17 protein-coding genes and 1 pseudogene are annotated in these 18,943 nt (G+C 64.0%); 2 read left to right on the top strand and 16 right to left on the bottom strand.

From position 1 onward, the window contains the following. Window positions 1-233 precede the first annotated feature (233 nt). Window positions 234-422: a hypothetical protein gene (locus tag LQK81_RS26430; RefSeq protein WP_412178911.1), complete on the bottom strand. Its 189-nt coding sequence runs from the start codon at window positions 420-422 to the stop codon at window positions 234-236. 206 nt (window positions 423-628) lie between these two features. Beyond that, on the bottom strand, window positions 629-1,069 hold the full coding sequence (locus tag LQK81_RS16705; RefSeq protein WP_230807504.1) for a hypothetical protein: 441 nt from the start codon (window positions 1,067-1,069) through the stop codon (window positions 629-631). A 331-nt stretch (window positions 1,070-1,400) separates the two neighbouring features. Here LQK81_RS16705 and LQK81_RS16700 point away from each other — a divergent pair, with 331 nt between their 5' ends. Continuing rightward, entirely contained in the window at window positions 1,401-2,303 is a 903-nt protein-coding gene (locus LQK81_RS16700; RefSeq protein WP_230807743.1) for an MBL fold metallo-hydrolase, read from the top strand. Window positions 2,304-2,423: 120 nt separating this feature from the next. On the opposite strand, the gene LQK81_RS16695 is transcribed toward LQK81_RS16700, so the two are convergent. The 12 genes from LQK81_RS16695 to LQK81_RS16640 form a co-directional block, all read right to left on the bottom strand. After that, complete coding sequence (locus LQK81_RS16695) at window positions 2,424-5,231, bottom strand: MASE1 domain-containing protein (RefSeq protein ID WP_230807503.1); 2,808 nt, start codon at window positions 5,229-5,231, stop codon at window positions 2,424-2,426. 155 nt (window positions 5,232-5,386) lie between these two features. After that, window positions 5,387-6,148, bottom strand: a complete 762-nt coding sequence (locus LQK81_RS16690) for a TSUP family transporter (RefSeq protein WP_230807502.1) — start codon at window positions 6,146-6,148, stop codon at window positions 5,387-5,389. Further along, on the bottom strand, window positions 6,145-7,308 hold the full coding sequence (locus tag LQK81_RS16685) for a mandelate racemase/muconate lactonizing enzyme family protein (protein ID WP_230807501.1): 1,164 nt from the start codon (window positions 7,306-7,308) through the stop codon (window positions 6,145-6,147). Before LQK81_RS16685 ends, LQK81_RS16690 begins: the two co-directional genes overlap by 4 nt. A gap of 13 nt (window positions 7,309-7,321) precedes the next feature. Further along, window positions 7,322-8,056, bottom strand: coding sequence for an SDR family NAD(P)-dependent oxidoreductase (locus tag LQK81_RS16680; RefSeq protein ID WP_230807500.1), 735 nt, complete (start codon window positions 8,054-8,056; stop codon window positions 7,322-7,324). Between the two features lie 9 nt (window positions 8,057-8,065). Then, entirely contained in the window at window positions 8,066-9,544 is a 1,479-nt protein-coding gene (locus LQK81_RS16675) for an NAD-dependent succinate-semialdehyde dehydrogenase (RefSeq protein ID WP_230807499.1), read from the bottom strand. Between the two features lie 29 nt (window positions 9,545-9,573). Further along, a complete protein-coding gene (locus LQK81_RS16670; RefSeq protein WP_230807498.1) occupies window positions 9,574-10,620 on the bottom strand; it encodes a tagatose 1,6-diphosphate aldolase in 1,047 nt (348 codons plus the stop codon). A gap of 13 nt (window positions 10,621-10,633) precedes the next feature. Beyond that, entirely contained in the window at window positions 10,634-11,545 is a 912-nt protein-coding gene (locus tag LQK81_RS16665; protein WP_230807497.1) for a sugar kinase, read from the bottom strand. Continuing rightward, window positions 11,542-12,618, bottom strand: coding sequence for an ABC transporter ATP-binding protein (locus tag LQK81_RS16660; RefSeq protein ID WP_230807496.1), 1,077 nt, complete (start codon window positions 12,616-12,618; stop codon window positions 11,542-11,544). Before LQK81_RS16660 ends, LQK81_RS16665 begins: the two co-directional genes overlap by 4 nt. A 4-nt stretch (window positions 12,619-12,622) precedes the next feature. Continuing rightward, window positions 12,623-13,621, bottom strand: a complete 999-nt coding sequence (locus LQK81_RS16655; RefSeq protein WP_230807495.1) for an alcohol dehydrogenase catalytic domain-containing protein — start codon at window positions 13,619-13,621, stop codon at window positions 12,623-12,625. 5 nt (window positions 13,622-13,626) lie between these two features. Further along, window positions 13,627-14,454: a carbohydrate ABC transporter permease gene (locus LQK81_RS16650; protein ID WP_230807494.1), complete on the bottom strand. Its 828-nt coding sequence runs from the start codon at window positions 14,452-14,454 to the stop codon at window positions 13,627-13,629. Between the two features lie 10 nt (window positions 14,455-14,464). Further along, window positions 14,465-15,340, bottom strand: coding sequence for a carbohydrate ABC transporter permease (locus LQK81_RS16645; RefSeq protein WP_230807493.1), 876 nt, complete (start codon window positions 15,338-15,340; stop codon window positions 14,465-14,467). A gap of 68 nt (window positions 15,341-15,408) precedes the next feature. Next, window positions 15,409-16,701 (bottom strand): ABC transporter substrate-binding protein, encoded by a 1,293-nt coding sequence (locus LQK81_RS16640; protein WP_230807492.1) that lies wholly within the window; start codon window positions 16,699-16,701, stop codon window positions 15,409-15,411. Window positions 16,702-16,910: 209 nt separating this feature from the next. Between LQK81_RS16640 and LQK81_RS16635 the strand changes: the two genes are divergently transcribed. Continuing rightward, window positions 16,911-17,927 carry a LacI family DNA-binding transcriptional regulator gene (locus tag LQK81_RS16635; protein ID WP_230807491.1) on the top strand — a complete coding sequence of 339 codons (1,017 nt, stop codon included), beginning with the start codon at window positions 16,911-16,913 and terminating at the stop codon, window positions 17,925-17,927. A gap of 2 nt (window positions 17,928-17,929) precedes the next feature. Here the strand turns inward: LQK81_RS16635 and LQK81_RS26425 are convergent. Then, a pseudogene (locus LQK81_RS26425) lies at window positions 17,930-18,078 on the bottom strand (IS3 family transposase); the annotation flags it as partial. A 10-nt stretch (window positions 18,079-18,088) separates the two neighbouring features. Next, window positions 18,089-18,940 (bottom strand): ABC transporter permease, encoded by an 852-nt coding sequence (locus LQK81_RS16630; protein WP_230807490.1) that lies wholly within the window; start codon window positions 18,938-18,940, stop codon window positions 18,089-18,091. Between the last annotated feature and the right edge of the window lie 3 nt (window positions 18,941-18,943).

Here is an 18,943-nt window from a genome sequence, read left to right as displayed (position 1 = left end):
GAGAGACGCTCCTGCCCGAAGAAATCGCCACCGGCAGTGAACGCGTGGTTGTTCTGGATTTTTCCCCGGCCTCAGGACAGCTATACGAAGGTTAGAGGCGGTGAGCTCGGGAAGTGGTTCGAGACCGGATGCCTGACCGGTCGACGCACCCTGGCCAAAGCAAGGGGCCGGGCCCGCGCAAGGAGCCAGCCTGCTTCAGCCGACAGAATGATTTCACTTGGCAATGACGGCGGCTAGCGAGCCCGCGACGGTCCGCGGACGATGTTCATCTGCAGCTCGTGCCTTGACGCGTATCTTCCGAGTATCCGGATCAGGCGCTCTTCCTCGGCCCGGCATATGCCCGCCTGCCGGCAATAGTCGGCAATGTCCCATACCTGCTCCGATTTGGCATCCTCGAGCAATCTGGTGTCGCTGCAAGTCATCTTGCGCCCTTCGTGGACATATGCGCAGCCGCCGCCTCGCATGGACAAAAGCTCATCCCCCGCGAACGAATTCCAATGAAAGACTTGAAAGCCTACAGACTTGCCGCAAACGCGGAACCTATACGGGAGTTTACCTTTTGCGGCGGAGGCGGGACGGCTGCCCGGCTGGCGGTGATCCGGCCCTTGCCGTCCACCGCACTTAGCACCTACGCCGGCAGTTCTTCCGCTTCCCGGCGGGTCGGCACCTGCACCGCCTGCCTGTACGCCCAGATGGTCGCCGTGATCCCGAAGATCGCCGGAAGGCTCACGGCCGGGAAATCGCGCATGATCACGGATGGCGAGCAGATGCCGACCGCGACTTCCCACAGATGGAAGGCGCCATGCGCAATCAGCCAGAGGGTCGCTGCTCCCCACAGCTCCAACCGGCGATGCGGCTTCCAAAGTCCGATCGCAAAGGCAAGCGCGACGAACCCCTGGATGATGCCGATGTCTCGAACGAAATGCTGATTGAACATGCCGGTGTCCGTGACGCCCGGAACGAAATAGTACCAGCCCTCCGGGTCATAGAGCATGTGGAGCGAGAGCCAGGCCGCAAGCAGCACATTGAACCCGACCATTCCATGGACGATGTGTCTCGACGTCTGCATTTCGACCTCCTTCAAACAGGGCGTTCGGAAGTTACCATCGTGGATGGGCGGTTGCTCCCCAAACGAAGGTTTAGAGACGTGCAGGCCGATGGCTGTCCGTTGACCGGTCATGGCTTCGCTGGATGCGTGGGACATGGTCTCGCAGCGGCGAAAGCAGGGCAATCAAGCCAAACGACCGTTTAGGTTCAACGCAGGTACGCTTGCCCATACAGTCCTGGCGTGGCTCGTGACCACACGTCTCTACCAAGCGAAACAGGAGAGCAACATGTCACAGGCAGAAATGAGGAAGTCGTCGCCGATCAGCCAGCAGGCAGACATCAGTCCTCGGAGCATGCCAGGCGCGGGGAAACCGGCACGCGACGAGCTCGTTCCGTCGCGCTATGCGTTGCGGGTGGGCGAGATCGACGTGCTTGTCATCAGCGACGGAGTGCTGCCGCTCCCGACCGAGATGTTGGCACACAATGCCGAGCCGGCCGTACGCGCAGCATGGCTGGACGACATGTTCCTGCCGCCGGACGCCCTCGACTGGCCGCTGAATGCCGTGGTGGTTCGCAGCGGCGAACAGACCATCCTTCTCGACGCCGGCCTGGGGCTGGACCCGGACTTGAACCTGCCGCGTGCCGGGCAACTGGTCAGGCGACTGGAGGCCGCCGGCATCGACCTTGCGACCGTCACCGACGTGGTGCTGACGCACCTGCATATGGACCATATCGGCGGGCTGCTCGTCGACGGGGTGAGGGACCGGATTCGCCCGGACTTGCGGATCCACGTGGCGGCCGCCGAAGTGAAATTCTGGGAGGCCCCCGATTTCTCCCACACCGCCATGCCGCCGGGGTTCCCGGATGCGCTGCGTGCCACCGCCAAGCGCTTCACCAATGAATACCGTAGCCATCTTCGCCCCTTCGGGGAGGAGCAGGAAGTAGCGCCAGGCGTCGCCGCCCGAAGGACCGGCGGCCACACCCCCGGGCACAGCGTGGTCCGCGTGTCGTCCGGTGGAGAAGGCCTGACATTCGCCGGCGACGCCGTGTTCGCGGTCGGGTTCGACCAGCCCGACTGGCACAACGGCTTCGAACACGACCCCGAGGAAGCGGCACGAGTCCGGATCCGTCTCCTGCGGGAATTGGCGGCAAGCGGCGACCTGTTGATTGCCACCCACCTTCCCTTCCCGTCCGTCGGCCGCGTGGCCGTCGAGGGCAATGCCTTTCGCTGGGTGCCGGTGTTCTGGGACTACTGACCGCTGGTCAGCCCGATCCGATGAAGCCAATGCGTGCGACGGCACGTTGAGCCGTCGCCGCGTATTCTTGCCCTTTCGCATCTGGCCAGGCGTTGTGCATACCCGAGATCCGGGATCTCATCATCCCGTCTCTGCCCCGACAGGCAGCGTGAAGGTGAACGTCGCCCCCTCCTGCTCGTTGTTCTCAAGCCACAATCGCCCGCCATGCGATTCCACGATCGACCGGCATATCGCGAGCCCCATGCCCATGCCGTGTTCCTTTGTGGTGAAGAACGGCTCGAAGATTTTCTCGGAGAACTCGACCCCTCTGCCACGATCGCTGATCTCGATCCGGATCGCGTCCCCCGGATAGTGGGCGCGCACCCCCAGGACCCTGTCATCCGTGACGGAATCCATCGCATCCATGCCGTTGCGGATGAGATTGACGAGAACCTGCTGGACCTGGACGCGATCGAGCGAGACCGGCGGAAGGTCGCTTTCCACGTCGATCTTCATGCGAATGCGTCGCCGTGCCGCCTCCTCGGCCATGAGGTTCCGCGCACCGCCGATGACGCTCTCGATCGTCGTGCTCGTCCTCGTCTCCACCGAAGGCTTGAACAAGGCACGGATGTGGCGCACGACGTCGCTCGCCGAGTTCGCATTCTCGATGATGCGCTCCACCGTTTTCCGGGCGCGCTCGAGATTGGGAGGCGCCGCTGCGAGCCAACCCTGGCACGCGCTGGAATTGGCGACGATCGCGGCAAGCGGTTGGTTCACTTCATGGGCGATCGCCGCGGAAAGCTCGGCAAGGCTCGCGGCCTGGGTCGCTCTTGCAAGGCTCTCCCGCGCCAGATGCAGCTCTTCCTCGACACGAACCTGGTCATCGATGTCGTGCGAGAGCCCGAACCACTGAATGATGTTTCCGCCATCATCCCTCAGCGGCTCGGCGCGGCCGGACATCCAGCGATAGACACCATCCGCCCGGCGCATGCGGTAATTGAGATTGAAGCCTTCGCCGGTGATAAGCGAGTGTTTGAGCGTCTCCTCTAGCCTGCCGATGTCTTCCGGATGGAACAGGGTCTCGATGGCGGCCGACAGCCGACCGGTACCGGCACCGTCGAAGTCGCCGACGTCCCGGCCGCAGAACGCGACCAGCCGCTTGCTGAAGAAGGTCGGTTCCCCCTTCGGAGACAGTCGCCAGAGCAGGCTCGGGACCATGTCGACAAGCTGCGAGAGTTCCCGCTCCCGGTTGCGCAGTGCCTCCTGAGCATTCACCTGGTCGTCAATGTCGACACTCACCCCGTACCATTGAATGATGGCGCCGGTGTCGTCGCGTAGTGGCTCCGAGCGGCTTTCGACCCACCGATGAGGTCCGTTGGCCCGGTGCTGGCGATACCGCGCGACGATCGGCGTTCCCGTCGCAACTGCGTGTGTGAAGACCCGCTCCACCGCTTCCCGGTCATCCGGATGGATCACGGCCAGGGACCGATCTCCCTCCGGAGAAACCATATCCTTGAGCGTGAGGCCGGTAATGTCCAATGCTCGCTTGTTGAGATAACAGGGTATCCCCTCCGGGGTCATGCACCAGATGAGCGCCGGCACGGCGTCGATCATCTGCTGAAGCTGACGCTCGTTGCGCCGCAGTGCTTCCTGCGCTCGCATCTCGTCATCGATGTCGATGGATATCACGTACCATTGCACGATCGTGCCGTTTTGATCCCGCAATGGCTCGCCCCGGCCATCGACCCATCGGTACGCGCCATCGGCACGGCGCATGCGGTACCTCCAGGCGAAAGGCTCGCCGGTGGCAAAGGAATGGCGGGCCGTTGCGAGCAGTCCGGCAGCGTCGTCGGCATGAACGAACGTCTGGATGGCCGCCGCGAGCCGGCTTTCTCCCTGCTGGTCCAAATGGTTCAGGCCATCCACGCCAAAGAAGTCCAGCAGGCGCTTGTTGAAGAAGATCGGCTCCCCTTCAGCCGTCATGCGCCGGATATGAACCGGAACCATGTCCACGAGTTGCGAGAGTTCCCGCTCGCGCTCGCCCAGTGCGAGCAGCGCCTGCTGGTTCTGTCGGGATATGGCGGCCACGATAAGGGAAGAGAAGGCCGAGATCGCCAGAAAGAGCTGCAACATGACCTGCTTTTCCCGCTGGGTCGCGGGATCGCCGACAAAATGGCTGCCGCCGGAGATCGTGAGCGCCATCGTGATCAGGGCAAGGAGGGTCAGGGCGACGGCCACGCCCTTGAACTCGAAGCGCACGGCAGCCCAAAGAAGCGGCGGCATGATGATATAGGCGGAGGCCAGGTAGTCCGTACTCAGGGACAGCGCGGCAACGGCGAGAAAGACAAGCCCCAGAAGCCCGGCTTCCGTCCACCCCGCGGCAGAGAGTCGGGTCCCGCCGCGCCATTGCTGGATCACCATCAGCGACACGGGGCCGACGAGAAGAATGCCGGTGGCGTCTCCGATCCAGAAGAGCGGCCAAACTTCGGTAAACGTCTGGTCCGCGACCCCGAACCACGCAAGCGCAGCACTTCCCACCGTCGCACTAGCCAATGGCGCGACGCCCGCGCCAAGTCCAACGAATGCCAGAACGTCCCGCAGGGTCTCCATCCGGAGCGGCCGGCGGCAGGCCAGGTTCACGAGCGTCGCCCCGACTGCGGCACAGAGCGCATTGCCAACGTAGATGAGAAGACCCACGAGCGGCGGGCTATGGAACCACACGATCTGCGCGAACATCTCCGCAAGGCAGCCGGACAGTATCCACCACGGCCAAGTGTAGGGCGAAGTGAGGATCAGCGTCGCGACGAACACCCCTGCCGGCGGCCAGATGGACACCGTTATTCCGGGAACGATCGCAAGCGCATCAGCGAATCCGCAGCCGAGGACATAGGCTGCAAAAAACAGCCCGAGGTGCGAGAACCCGGGACGGTGAGACCATACGGACATCATCGGCTGCTCCTGCCGGACACGAAGGGCCTACGGCCTCCCTGCACTTGATATAGCACATGTCCTCAAGGCTTGGGCAGGCGGCCCCACTCAGCCTCGGGCGAGGCACGGTGGAATGCATGTGCTTCGATCGCGTGCGGGCAACCTGACCGGGTCGGTCACGCGCCAAAATTCAGCGCGGGCGCCATCAGCGAAAGACCGGAGAGGAGCAGCAGGACGAATGCCAACCTGCGCAATGTCTTCTGAGCCAGCGGCGGCGGCCAACGCCGCGCGAGATAGGAAGCGACAACCACGCTGGGCACGCCCGCAAGCGTCCAGATCAGGGCATCATGCTGCCAGTCGCCACTGGCAGCGACGAGACCGAGACGGAACAGCGAGTTGACGGCAAAGATCGCGACGAGCGTCTCGCGAATGACGACATGCGAAAGAGGCTGCCGGTAGAACTGGAAGACAAGCGGGGGGCCAGCCGTCGAGAAGAGCCCACCCATCAGGCCGGCCAGCGCGCCGAAGAAGGCGAAGCTTGCTCCCCGGGATGGTCGGGCGAGTGGTGCGGGGCGCTGTATGAGTTGCAGGCTGGACACGATGATGACGGCGCCCAACGTCAGGCGAAGCACCGATAGCGAGGTCGAGGCGAGCAACTCCAGCAGCGCGTAGCCGGCCACGATCATCGGCAGGGCGCTGGAAAGCGACATCAGGAAGGGCCTTGCGGCAATGTCGCGCCAGCCACGCGCGAGCACCACCATGGCATTCACCAGCGTCAGCAGGCTGGTGACGATCGCGGCATCGAGGAACGGGATCAGTCCCGTCAGCGCCACCGCTCCCATCAATAGCAGCCCGAAGGCGAAACCGGTGAGCGTCTGCACATACGCAGCTACGAAGGACAGGACGACGAAGGCGAAAAGGCCTGCACCCGTGATCATGTTGCGTCGCCGGCCCGCAGCAGCGCCGTTCTAAACGGCTCCAGCCGGCCGAGATCCGGCTCGACCCCGATGCCTGGCGCATCCGGCAAGGCGACCCGGCCTTCTGCCAAGTCTGGCCAGGCAGGCGTGATGGCGTCCCGCAAAGGGTTGGGGTTGACGTCGATTTCCAGCAGGCCGTCACCGCCCGCCGCCGCGAGGATATGGGCGGACGCGACGAGGCCAATGCCTGCGCCGAGGAAATGCGGGCAATAGCGCCGTCCCGCGCGCAGCGCCGCCCTGGCAACGGCGAGACAACCGCTCGGCCCACCCCATTTCGCGGCGTCCGGCTGGATGACCGAGAGATGTCCCGCAGCGATCGCGGCGTCGAAGGCGGCAAGCCCGATCAGGTTCTCGCCACCGGCAAGCGGGATCGCCGTCAGCCGCGCAAGTTCTGCCCAGACGGTCGGCCCCGCGTCCACGCGAACCGGTTCCTCCATCCAGCCGAGACCGAGATCTGCCACAGCCAGCAGGAACGCACCCGCCTCCTGCGGCGTAAAGCCCTGGTTGGCGTCGGCATGGAGCATCTCGCCGATGCGGAGGTTTTCTGAGAGGTTGCGGATGAGGGCGAGATCGCGGTCGAAGTCAAAGCCGACCTTCACCTTGAAGTCCCGGTATCCGACCGAGCGCGATTGCGCGATGACCGCCTCGGCGTCGAGGATATGGATGCCGCTGGCATAGGCTCGGACGCCACGGTCTGCGCCGGGAGAGAGCGCCTCGGCGAGCGGCACGCCCAAGCGGCGGGCCGTCAGATCCCAATAGGCCATGTCGAAGCCGGCGATGACCTGTGCATAGGGGCCGGTCTCGCCCGTCTGCAGGGCAAGGATCTCCGTTGCGGCCGACAGCTCTGCCCAAAGGTCGGCAGGCGCCGGGAGCGGCTTGGCCAGCACGCGCGGCGCGATGTCAGAGACGAGCAACCTTGCCCGATGTTCCGCGCCGCAGGCCGGCCAGTTGCACCAGATCTCGCCCCAACCGACATGACCGTCCGTATCCTCGAGCCTGACGAGCACGGCCGGTCGGTCGCGCATCGTCCCGAAGGATGTGGAGACGGGCTTTGCGAGCGGCACGCGAAAGACATGAGCTTCCACACTTTTGAGCGCAACCGGCAAGGAAAGATGCTCCATGGTGTTCATCTCATCAGCCCGCGAGGAAGCCGCCGTCGACGGCATAGACCGTGCCGGTGGCATAGCGCGACGCCGGCATCGCCAGGAACACGACCGATCCGGCCACCTCGTCGGGCGTCCCCCAGCGCTTCAGTGCCGTGCGTGCGGCGATACGGTCACGATGCGCGGTGTCCTTGCGCCCCTCGGCATTGATCGCGGTCTCGATGAAGCCCGGCGCCACCGCGTTGACGCGGATACCGTCCTCCGCCCAGGCGATCGCCAGCGCTTTGGTCAGCATGACGACCCCGCCCTTGCTGGCGCAATAGGCGGGGATACGCGGCAGCGCGGAATAGGCGTTCATCGAGGCGATGTTGACAATCGAGCCTCCGCTTGCCGCCAGAAGCGGACGGAACGCCATGGCAGTGCGGAACGTGCCCGTCAGGTTGACGTCGAGGACACGCTGGAAGGTTTCGATCTTGAATTCCTCGTCCCGCGCCAGAATGCCAGCGCAATTGACGAGGGTGTCGACCCGGTCGAAACGGCCGGCGAATGCGCCGACCGCCTCGTCCGAGGTCACATCCAGGATCTCGAGCGCGATTTCCGGGTAGGCGGCGAGCGACGAACGGTCGAGCGCTGCCTGATCGTGCCCCGTCGCCGTCACCTTCACGCCGCGCAAATGGAAGAGCGTAGCGATCGCGGACCCGATGCCGCCTACCCCGCCGATGACGACCGCGTGGAAGCCGGGCGGAAAGGAAAAGGGATCGTGCATTTCAGCCCCTCAGATACCGGCCACGGCCACATATTTCAGCTCGACGAAGCCTTCGATGCCGTAGGACGAACCCTCGCGGCCCATGCCGGACTGCTTGACGCCGCCGAAGGGCGCCATCTCGTTGGCGAGCATGCCCGTGTTGACACCGACCATGCCTGCCTCCAGCGCCTCGGCCACCCGCCAGACGCGGCCGAGATCGCGAGAGTAGAAATAGGAAGCAAGGCCGAATTCACTGTCGTTTGCCATGGCGATGACTTCCGCCTCGTCGCGGAAGGTGATGATCGGGGCGAGCGGTGCAAAAGTCTCCTCCCTGGCGACCTTCATCTCCTGCGTGATGCCGCTCATCACCGTCGGCTCGTAGAAGGTGGCGCCAAGTGCACTGCGCTTGCCGCCGGTCAGGACCTTGCCCCCCTTGGACAGGGCGTCGGCGACATGCTCTTCCATCTTGGCGACGGCCCGCTCATCGATCAGCGGCCCTTGGCTGATACCTGCTTCCGTGCCGCGACCGAGCTTCAGTTCCGCGACCTTCGCCAGAAGCCGGGTGGTGAATGCTTCCGCCACCGGTTCCTGAACATAGATGCGGTTGGCGCAAACGCAGGTCTGTCCGGCGTTGCGGAACTTCGAGATCATGGCGCCCTCGACCGCAGCATCGATGTCGGCGTCGTCGAAGACGATGAACGGGGCGTTGCCGCCAAGTTCCAGCGACAGGCGCTTGATGCCGTCTGCCGCTTCCTTCATCAGCCAGCGCCCGACAGCCGTCGAGCCGGTGAAGGTGATCTTGGCCACTTTGGGGTTGTGGCAGAATTCGTGTCCGATCATTCGCGCCTCGCCGGTAATGACCGAGAAGACGCCGGCCGGCACGCCGGCACGTTCCGCCAGCACGGCGAGCGCCAGGGCCGAAAGCGGCGTCTGGGCGGCGGGCTTGAGGATCAGGGTGCAGCCGGCCGCGAGTGCCGGGCCCGCCTTGCGGGTGATCATCCCGTTCGGAAAATTCCAGGGCGTAATGGCCCCGCAGACGCCGATGGGCTGCTTCAGCACCATGATGCGCTGATTGCGGCCGGGACCCGGGATGATGTCGCCGTCGAGGCGCTTGCCCTCCTCGGCGAACCATTCGAGATAGGCCGCATTGGAGATGATTTCGCCCCTGGCTTCGCCGAGCGGTTTTCCCTGCTCGGCAGTCAGGATCTGCGCGAGGTCGTCGGCGTTCTCCACGATCAGTTCATACCAGCGCTTGAGCACGGCGGCCCGCTCCTTGGCGGACCGCGTCGCCCATTCGACCTGGGCCAGTGCGGCAGCATCGATTGCCTGCCGCACGACATCCAGGCCGAGATCGGGAACATGGGCGATGACCGCACCGTCGAACGGATCGGTGACCGTGATGGTCTTGCCGTCCCCCGCCGTGATCCACCGTCCGGCCACGAATGCCTTGTCGGTCAGGAGGGACCTGTCCTTCAGTGCCGGAACCGGCCGTGTCGATCGATCGTCCATGATCTCTTTCCTTCTGTATTATGCGTGCCTCAGGCCGCGGCGTAGCTCGTCGCGAAATCGCCTTCGTTCCGGATTTCCTGGAAAGCCGGAGCAAGCGGCGTCCAGCGCTGCGCCTTGGCGGAGGTGAGTGCGCTCAAGCGCTCTACCACGGCCACGCCTTCGTCCTTCAACGCCTTGGACACGCCTGCGGTATCCGGGAAATGCGAGCGGATCGCATTGAGCCAGATGGTGCGGCCGGCCAGAAAGCCGCCAGCGCCAGCGGCATAGGCATAGTCGAGCACCCGCTCGAATTTCTCCGTTGCCGCGCCGCCCGAAAGCAGCACCCACGGAATGCCCGCGTCGGCGCAGATCTTGCCGATTGCATCGAATTCCCGCTGGGCCGCGAGGGCGGCTTCACTGCCGTCACGCACCGGCAGGCTGTTTGCAGCCAGCGGGCTTTCGAGTTTCAGGAGATCGACGCCATATTCCGGCTTTGCGAATTCGCGCACGCTCTCGATGACGAGTTCCGGCAGTTTCGTCGGGGATTCGACATAGTCCGCCGTATGCCCGGCCGTGCCGAGGAAGGGGAAGACGAGCAGTTCGAGCACGTAGGCAATGTCGTGGCGACGGCAATCCTCGCCAATCTTGCGCACGAACTCCTTCTGATGTTCGAGGACGTCGGCCGATGCGTCGGGACGGTACCACGCGAGCACCTTCACCGCATCGCCGCCGAGACGGCGGATCTTCTCGACGCTCCAGTCGGCGATGACCTTGGACTTGCGGCCGCCCTCGGTCTCTTCCGTGCGATGGTCCTCAAGCGTCACGATCAACCCGCATTCCGGCGGCAGCACGTCGATGGCTGCGGGAATGGCGTAGTTCGGGTCGAAGAGCATCGAGCTGCAATGGGGAGCGAGGTTCTCGACGAGAAGGCGCTTTGCCGTGATCATGTCGGCAAAGGGGACTTGCGACTTGTCGATGCCGCGTGCGGCGGCAAGCGCTTCGAAGAGTGGCGGGCGCTGGTCGAGCGCCACCATGCAGAAGTGGCCGTTCTTGTTGGCGAGACGGGCGAGACCGCGGGTTTTACCAAGGGAGAGCATTCAGAGTTTCCTTTCAGGCTGACTTCAATTCATCGAGGGTGGGGATCGCAGCGCGGCCACCCGGGCGTGTGCATTTGAGAGCGGCAACGGAACTGGCGAAGCCGAGCGCGTCGGCAATGCCGAGCCTGGCGCCGATCGCGAAGGCGTAGGCACCGTGGAACACATCGCCGGCGGCTGTGGTATCGACGGCGCGGACCGATGGCGCCGGCATGTCGTGCCTGCCGGAGGCGTCCTGCCAAACGACCCCGTCGCTGCCGCGGGTGACTGCGACCATCCGGCAACCGAAATCCGCCACGCGTACCAGCGCCGCCTCGACATCCTTGCCCGCAAAGCCATGCAATCCTGGTTCGGAGAAGATGGCGTGGTCAGTCAGCGGAAGCAGGCGCTCGAAGACAGCGCGCTCGGCAACGTCGCCGTCGAGAACAGTCGGTATGCCGCGCCGACGTGCTTCGATGAAGAGTGCCTCGGCGCCTTCCGGCCAGCGCGGGTCGGCCAGCACGCAGTCGGCCGCAAGATCGCCGAGCGGCAACCAGGCGGGATCGGCCGGATAGCGGCCGCGGAAATTGACGATCTGCCGCTCGCCGCTGGCGTCGACGATAATCCCGGAGACGGAGGATGCCCCGCCCTCGAAGCGGCGGAACTGGCTTGTATCCACACCCTCGGCGGCAAAATCGTCGGCCATGATGCGGCCGGCCTCGTCATCCCCTGCCCGACCCCAGAAGGCTGCCGTGCCGCCGAGCCTTGCGACCGCCACCGCGGCATTCGCCGCCATGCCGCCCGGTTCCGTCAGATGCTCGTGCGCGCGGATCTTCTCGCTGCCTCCGGAGAACGGCGTCTCCACCCGCCAGATGCGATCGAGCGCGGAGAGCCCGAGGCAGATGACCGAAGGCGAAGTTCCCTCGGGGATGCTTGCCGGGCGGATCATCGGATGGCCTTTCCATCCGCGCGGTCGAAGACATGCGCCTTGCCGGCTTGCGCCGCGAGCGTCAGCCTGTCACCGGCCTTCGGCCGGAGTTCCGGATTGACGCGGGCCACTGTGCGCACGCCTGCGAGATCGAAATGAGTCAACGTGTCAGAGCCGAGCGGCTCGACCAGATCGATCGTGACGGGCAGCACGCCGGTGCCGCCATCGACGGGAACGAGATGTTCCGGCCTGATGCCGAGTACCGCCTCCGTCCTCGCGCCGAGTGCGGCCTTCAGCGCCTCCGGCACCGGGGCGGCAAGATCCGGAGCGCCTTCGAAGACGAAGCTTTCGCCCGCTCGGCGGATATTGAAGAAGTTCATTGCCGGGGAGCCGATGAAGCCCGCGACAAACTGGTTGGCGGGTGTTTCGTAGACTTCTTCCGGTCGCCCGAACTGCTGGATCTCACCACCCTTCAGGACGACGATGCGATCGGCCATGGTCATCGCCTCCACCTGGTCGTGGGTGACGAAGATCATGGTCGTCTTCAGCTCCTGCGACAGCGCCTTGATCTCGGTGCGCACCTGGCCGCGCAGCTTTGCATCGAGGTTGGAGAGCGGTTCGTCGAACAGGAAGACCTTCGGATCGCGTACGATCGCGCGGCCCATGGCGACACGCTGGCGCTGGCCGCCGGAAAGCGCCTTCGGCTTGCGGTCGAGATAGGGCTCGATATGCAGAAGACCGGCTGCCCGGCGCACGCGCTGGTCGATTTCCGCCTTGCTCATTCCGCGCAGTTCGAGCGCAAAAGCCATGTTGTCATAGACCGTCATATGCGGATAGAGCGCGTAGTCCTGAAAGACCATGGCGATGTCGCGCTTTGCGGCCGGCACGTCGTTGACCCTGGTCTCGCCGATGAAGAGCTCACCCGAGGTGGACGGCTCGAGGCCGGCAATGATGCGCAACAGCGTGGACTTGCCGCAACCCGACGGGCCGACGAATACGACGAATTCCTCGTCGGCGACCTCCAGGTCGAGACCCGGGATGATGGTGAATTCGCCGAATTTCTTGGCGATGTTCCTGATGCTGATCGAGGCCATGATGTCACCCAAACGAAAGGACGGGCTTGATGAGCTTGCCTTCGGCGAAGCGGGCGAAATTCTCCGGCAACTCGTCGAGGCCGAAGGCGGCGTCGACGAGCCGGCGATAGCGGTCCTTGTTGGCGCGCAGCAACTCGACGTTCGGCTCGAAGTCGCCGACCGGGAAATAGAAGGTGCGGATCATGTAAAAGTCCTTGCGACGGAAGATCTTGCCTTCCTCGATGGTCCAGGGCGCCGCGTTCTCTCCGACCAGCATCAACGCGCCGCGCGGCAGCACCAGTTCGATGCCGAGATTGCGGGCCGCATGGGCGCCGGAGCATTCGAAGATCAGCTTGAAGCGCTTGTCGCGCGCGCCGACCGGATGCGGCCGGGCGCCGAAGGAGGCCGCAATCGCGAGGCGCTCCTCGTTCGGATCGCTGACATGGATGTCCGTGTAGCCGAGGCTCGAGAGCGCCAGCACCACGCCGAGCCCGACCGGGCCCGCACCGGTCACGAGAACCGGCGCAGGCCCTTCGGGAGGAACCAGGGGCATGGCGAAGCGGACCGCGTGTGCCGACGTCCCGATCGTATCGAGAAGCAGCGGCGCCAGGTCGTCCTCGATGTCGTCCGGTACGGGCAGCAGGCAGTTTTCCGGAACCGGCACATATTCGGCATATCCCCCCGGCCGGTTCCAGCCGATCAGGCTCGACACCTCGAGGCACATTTGCGTGTCGCCCGAAGCACAGGCGTCGCAGTGGCCGCAATGCACCGGGATATAGACCGCGCATCGCTGTCCGTGGCGTGGATGGCCCGGCTGTTCGACGACGCCGAAGATCTCGTGGCCGGCGGTGAACTCCGCCCCCTTGTGCCAGAGCTTGAAGTCAGAGCCGCAGAGTGCGGTGCGCAGAACCTTAACCAGAACCTCGCCTTGCCCGACGGGCGGCAGGTCCTGCGTTTCGATGGTGATCCTGCGGTCGCCGTGGAAGACGGAGGCGCGCATGCGGGCATTTCTTGTGTCAGTCATCCTGGTCATCCCTTGACGGCGCCGAGGGTCAGCCCTGCAACGAGCCAACGCTGGACAAGGATCGCGAGCGCAAGCGGCGGCAGCGCGATAAGTGTGGCGGCCGCCATCAGCGAGCCCCATTGGGTCGAGCCTTCACCGACGAAGTTGAAGGCGGCGGCAATCAGCGTCTTCGTGTCGGAGTTCGACAGGATCAGCGAGAAGAGGAAGAAATTCCACGAAAAGACGAAGGCGAGGATCGCCGCGACGGCGATGCCGGAGCCGACGAGCGGCATCGCGATACGCCAGAGAATGCGAGTCACCGAACAACCGTCCATCTGTGCCGCCTCAAAGACGCTGCGCGGAATGTTGTCGAAGAAGGGCAGCAGAACCCAGATCACGATCGGCATGGTGATGACCGCGTGGCTGAGGATCAGCGCCGTATACGAGCCGATCAGGCCGACCTCGCGGAACATGATGTACCAGGGCAGCAGGAAGAGCGTTCCGGGCGCCATGCGGGCGGCAAGCGTCAAAACGGCCGGCCAGGTGATCCGCGACCAGGAGACCGCAAAGGCTGCCGGGATGCCGAAGGCGAGGCCGAGCAGTGTCGAGCCGATCGTCACGACGAAGCTGTTGACGGCATAGGAGAGGAATGGCGTCGTCTCCCAGAGCGTCACGTAGTTTTCGAAAGTCGGCTGGAAGAACAGCGTTGGCGGATAGGCCGTTACCTCGAAGGAAGGCTTGAAGGAGGAAAGCACCATCCAGACGGTCGGCGCCAGGATGAGGATGCCGGCAATCGTCAACTGAACCGTGTTCAGCCAGTGCAGCCAGCGGCCTGAGCTTGAATGATCGTTCATCGTCGTCTCCTTACCAGGCGACCGCGTTGCGCAGGCGATTGAGCACGAGCACGGCGGCTAGAACGATGGCCGAAAGCGTGATCATGAGCGCGCTGGCATAGCCGATGTTGAAGAACTCGAAGCCGACCCGGAAACCATAGATATTGAGCGTGTTCGAGGCATTGCCCGGCCCGCCCTGGGTTGTGATGTAGATGATGTCGAAGAAGCGCAGCAGGTCGACGCTCCGCAACACCGCGGCGGTGACGATGGTCGGCAGCAGCAGCGGCAGCGTGATGCGACGAAAGATGCGGAACGGCGAGGCACCGTCGATCTGTGCGGCCTCGTAGACGCTCGGCGGCAGGGATTGCAGGCCGCCGAGCACGATCAGCGCGACATAGGGCGCCCACTGCCACGTGTCGATCAAAGCGATGGTCGGGATCACCCAGGTCGGGGACGCCAGCCACTCGGATGCCGGCAGGCCGAGGGATTCCAGAAGGTAGTTCGCCGCGCCGAGCGAGGGGTCGAGGATGACGAGCCACATCATGCCCGCGACCACAGGCGGCATCATGAAGGGCGAGATCAGAAGCGAGCGCAGCAAGCCCGACAGCCGCTTGGAATGGAACAGCAGCATGGCAAGATAGATGCCGGCAACGAGCTGCAGGATCATGGACAGGAAATAGAGCGCGAAGGTGACATAGAGCCCGTTCCAGAACTCGCCGTCGGCGACGAGCGCAGAATAGTTCTCGACGCCCGAAAAGCGCGCCTCGCCCGTCGACGAATACGAATGGAAACCGAGCCAGATCGTGTAGACCACCGGGAAGGCGATCATCGCGACGGTGAAGATGACCGCCGGTGCGGACAAGGCAGCAAGCTGCCGTCCCTGGCTATTGGTCGAGCCTGGTGTCATGATCAGGTCTTTCCAGTGGGCGAGTTCGTAGGATGCCGGGCTCTGCAGAACAGAGCCCGGCAGATGCATCACTTGCGGGCGATCAGGCCGTCGAGCGCGCTGTCGGCAGCGGCGCATGCCTCTTCGACCGACCGTTGACCGAGAAGCACGTCTTGCACGGCCTGGCCGATATAGTCGCGCGATTCCGGGTTGGCTACGATCGGGTAGCCGACCTCCGAGGAACCGTCGGACGCAAGAACACCGAGCGCTGCCTGCCAACTCCCCCGCACCGGCGCCTCGGCGATCCAGGCCTTGTACTCCTCATTGGAGGCGACCGAGGCGCGCGGCGAGGCAACGCCCTGGAGCGCCAGGCGCTTCTGCATTTCAGGGCTCGAGGCCCATTGCACGAAGTACCAGGCCGCATCCTTCTTCGCACTGTGACTGGAAATCGCCAGGCCCCATCCGATGGCCGTCGGAACGGTTCCCGCCTCGCCGGCCGGCAGCGCCAGGACCTCGGTGTCGTTCAGGCGTTCGCCGCCTTCCATGATGGTGCGCAGTTCGTTGGAGGATTCGAACGCCATGGCGGCGCGGCCGCTGCGGTAGAGCGCCGAAATCTGGTAGAAGCTGTAGTTCGCCGCACCCGGAGGACCGTATTCGCGCATCAGGTCGCCGTAGTAGGAAATCGCCTTCTGACCCGCCGGCGAGCAGAGCGCCGACTTGCCGTCCACGATATAGGTGCCGCCCATATTGTGCAGCACGTTGCTGAACGTATAGGCGATCGCGGGCTTCAAGCCGCGCGAAGCGAAGGGCGTGACGCCGGAATCGCATTCCTTGATCTTCTCGGCGGCGGCGCGCACGTCGTCAAGCGAAGCCGGCTTTGCAAGCCCGCACGCTTCGAAGATGTCGGTCCGGTAATACAGCAGCGGGCCTTCGAGATTGAGCGGAACGCTGGTCAGCTTGCCGTCGAAGGTCGCGGCCTTGACGAGAGCCGGGCTTATGCCCGCGAAATCGTATTCCGGCGCCACGGCGTCCTGCGCATAGGCAGAGAGGTCCGCATACCAGCCGGACGCGGCAAACTGCTGCCCCTCACGGGAGGCAAGCGTCATGAAGACGTCGACCTCGTCGCTGCCGGAATTCAGCACGGTGACGAGACGCTGACGCATCTGCTGCTCCTGATAGGAGTCCACCTTGAGCTTGATGCCGGTCAGCGCGGTGAATTCATCCTTGTAGGATAGAACCGCCTGCGACCAGGGATTATTGTTGGCGAGGAACGAGACGGTCTCCCCCTCATGCGCCTTCCAATCGAATGCAAAAGCCGAGGTTGCGACGCCGCACAACAGCAGCGAGGCGGCAACGGAGCGGATTGAATGTCTTATCGGCATGGCTTCCTCCACTTTGGCCGCCGGCGGCGGCATCTTCAACGCTCCTCCCGAGCGCGATCAAGATGTAACCGGTTACATATCCCATTGCACTTTTCTCTGTCAACCAGCCTGACTGAGAAAGAGCGCGCCGAAACACAAGGATTTTCCATTTGACAATTGCGTGATGAACGGCGCAAACATATGTAACGTTACATATCTGGGCCGCACTCATGGGCAACGACAAGGAAAAGACCGGCATACGGGCCGTGGCCAAGCTGTCCGGCGTTTCAACCGCGACCGTCTCGCGGGCGCTCAACAACCCGCACAGTGTCAGCGAGGAGTTGCGCGCCCGTATCCAGACCATCATAGACCAGACGGGCTACGTGCCGCACGGCATGGCCCGCGCCCTTTCCAGCAACCGCACCCGCACGATCGGCGCGATCATTCCGACGATCGACAACGCGATGTTTGCGCGCGGCATTTCCTCCCTGCAGAACTTCCTGTCCTCGCAAGGGTACATGCTCATCCTGTCGACCAACGGCTATGACATCGACGTGGAGCTGGAACAGGCGCGCAACCTGATCAGCCGCGGCGTCGACGGGCTTATCCTCCGCGGCGACTGTCATCATCAGATGCTTCGCGATCTGCTGGTCAGCCGCGACATCCCCTTCATCAATGTCGGCATCTACAATCCCAACCAGCCGCATCCGAGCATCGGCGTCGACAACGAGGCCGCAGCCCATCGCGCCATGATGCACCTCATCGAAATCGGCCATCGCCGTATCGGTGTCGTCAGCGCACTCCAGCGCAACAACGACCGCGCCAGTGCGCGTCTCCGCGGCTTTCGTCGGGCACTTGCGGAAAACGGAATGGACCTGCCGCCACAATGGCATGTCGAGGTTCGCTACACGCTCGACGACGCGCGCGAGGCGGCAAGGCAGATCTTCTCCGTCGAGGATGTGCCGACGGCGATTGCCTGCGGTAACGACGTGCTTGCCTATGGCGTCATGCTGGAGGCCGAGCGCAGAGGGCTTCATGTGCCCTCGGACCTGTCCGTCGTCGGCTTCGATGATCTCGAATGGAGCCGCCATCTGCGCCCGGCGCTGACCACGCTCCATGTGCCGACCGATCTCACATGGAAGGGCGCGGGCGAATACATCCTCGCCCGTCTCGAGGGACACAAGGTCCCGAACCACTATGAAGTGGACTATTCGCTGGTGATCCGCGAATCAACCGCACCGCGATGAATGGGACGCCGCTCATGAGGGGGCTGCTCCAGGGCGTCGAGGACGAACCCGGCATGCGCCGTCCGGCTCACCTGCCAGCTGCAATCCGGCGCGCGAAGGCGTCGAGGAAGACGCCTTACCAGGTAACCACATCGATGAAATCGCTCACCCAGTCTCCCCGCTTATGGCGAGGTGCGCTCACGCTGAGCTAGCACACTGATCAGCGCGAGAATCCCGGAACCGAGCATCAGCACCACCGACACGGCGTTGAGGACCGGTGTCGAGCCGACCTTTACCATCCGGTCGTACATGGTGACCGTCAGGGGTGCGTCCGAGCCGACCAGCATCAGCGTTGTGTTGAAGTTCTCGAAGGAAACCAGGAAGGCGACGACGAAGGCCGAAAACATCGCCGGAGCCAGAAAGGGAAGCGTGATCGTCATCAGCACGCGCAGGCCGCTGGCGCCGAGATTGAAGGCGGCTTCCTCGATGGACACGTCGAACTTCTGCAATCGCGCCGCGATCACCAGCGAGGTGATCGTCGTCAGGAAGGAAAACTGCCCCAGGAGCACGAGCGGAATACCCGGCCTCAGCCAGGTGAGGAGCAGCCCGAGTTCGCGGTCGGCGAAATTGGCGATCATCGAGGCGAAGACAAGGATGGAAATGCCCAGAATGACGCCCGGGATGACCAGGGGCACGACCATCAGGATGTAGAGGACCGACTTGAACGGGAAGTCCTTGCGCACGAACAGGAACGCGTTGCAGGTGCCGGCGATGACGGATAGCACAGCGACGATCACGCCGATAAAGACGGAATTGCCGAGCCCGCGCAGGAGCCTGTCGTCGTGGAACAGGCCGAGTTTCGGTTCGTTCGGCGAGAAGAACCAGTCGAGCGTGAAGCCCTGCCAGGGCAAGGCAGGGAAAAGCGAATCGTTGAAGGCGAATGCGCCGGCGGCGACGAGCGGCGCCACCAGATACAGGAAGAAGATCAGCACATAGGCGCGGTAGATCCACAGGAGATGGGCCGGGGTGCGCATCGG

This window comes from Rhizobium sp. GN54 (genome assembly GCF_021026345.1).
Lineage (GTDB): Bacteria > Pseudomonadota > Alphaproteobacteria > Rhizobiales > Rhizobiaceae > Mycoplana.
Note: the sequence above shows the minus strand (reverse complement) of the source record. Positions and strands in the feature narration are given on the sequence as shown.

What these genes read in the sequence shown, in the direction of transcription:
- LQK81_RS26430 (WP_412178911.1), bottom strand. Translation starts at nt 422, where the DNA reads ATGACTTGCAGCGACACCAGATTGCTCGAGGATGCCAAATCGGAGCAG.
- LQK81_RS16705 (WP_230807504.1), bottom strand. Translation starts at nt 1,069, where the DNA reads ATGCAGACGTCGAGACACATCGTCCATGGAATGGTCGGGTTCAATGTG.
- LQK81_RS16700 (WP_230807743.1), top strand. Translation starts at nt 1,401, where the DNA reads ATGCCAGGCGCGGGGAAACCGGCACGCGACGAGCTCGTTCCGTCGCGC.
- LQK81_RS16695 (WP_230807503.1), bottom strand. Translation starts at nt 5,231, where the DNA reads ATGATGTCCGTATGGTCTCACCGTCCCGGGTTCTCGCACCTCGGGCTG.
- LQK81_RS16690 (WP_230807502.1), bottom strand. Translation starts at nt 6,148, where the DNA reads ATGATCACGGGTGCAGGCCTTTTCGCCTTCGTCGTCCTGTCCTTCGTA.
- LQK81_RS16685 (WP_230807501.1), bottom strand. Translation starts at nt 7,308, where the DNA reads ATGGAGCATCTTTCCTTGCCGGTTGCGCTCAAAAGTGTGGAAGCTCAT.
- LQK81_RS16680 (WP_230807500.1), bottom strand. Translation starts at nt 8,056, where the DNA reads ATGCACGATCCCTTTTCCTTTCCGCCCGGCTTCCACGCGGTCGTCATC.
- LQK81_RS16675 (WP_230807499.1), bottom strand. Translation starts at nt 9,544, where the DNA reads ATGGACGATCGATCGACACGGCCGGTTCCGGCACTGAAGGACAGGTCC.
- LQK81_RS16670 (WP_230807498.1), bottom strand. Translation starts at nt 10,620, where the DNA reads ATGCTCTCCCTTGGTAAAACCCGCGGTCTCGCCCGTCTCGCCAACAAG.
- LQK81_RS16665 (WP_230807497.1), bottom strand. Translation starts at nt 11,545, where the DNA reads ATGATCCGCCCGGCAAGCATCCCCGAGGGAACTTCGCCTTCGGTCATC.
- LQK81_RS16660 (WP_230807496.1), bottom strand. Translation starts at nt 12,618, where the DNA reads ATGGCCTCGATCAGCATCAGGAACATCGCCAAGAAATTCGGCGAATTC.
- LQK81_RS16655 (WP_230807495.1), bottom strand. Translation starts at nt 13,621, where the DNA reads ATGACTGACACAAGAAATGCCCGCATGCGCGCCTCCGTCTTCCACGGC.
- LQK81_RS16650 (WP_230807494.1), bottom strand. Translation starts at nt 14,454, where the DNA reads ATGAACGATCATTCAAGCTCAGGCCGCTGGCTGCACTGGCTGAACACG.
- LQK81_RS16645 (WP_230807493.1), bottom strand. Translation starts at nt 15,340, where the DNA reads ATGACACCAGGCTCGACCAATAGCCAGGGACGGCAGCTTGCTGCCTTG.
- LQK81_RS16640 (WP_230807492.1), bottom strand. Translation starts at nt 16,701, where the DNA reads ATGCCGATAAGACATTCAATCCGCTCCGTTGCCGCCTCGCTGCTGTTG.
- LQK81_RS16635 (WP_230807491.1), top strand. Translation starts at nt 16,911, where the DNA reads ATGGGCAACGACAAGGAAAAGACCGGCATACGGGCCGTGGCCAAGCTG.
- LQK81_RS16630 (WP_230807490.1), bottom strand. Translation starts at nt 18,940, where the DNA reads ATGCGCACCCCGGCCCATCTCCTGTGGATCTACCGCGCCTATGTGCTG.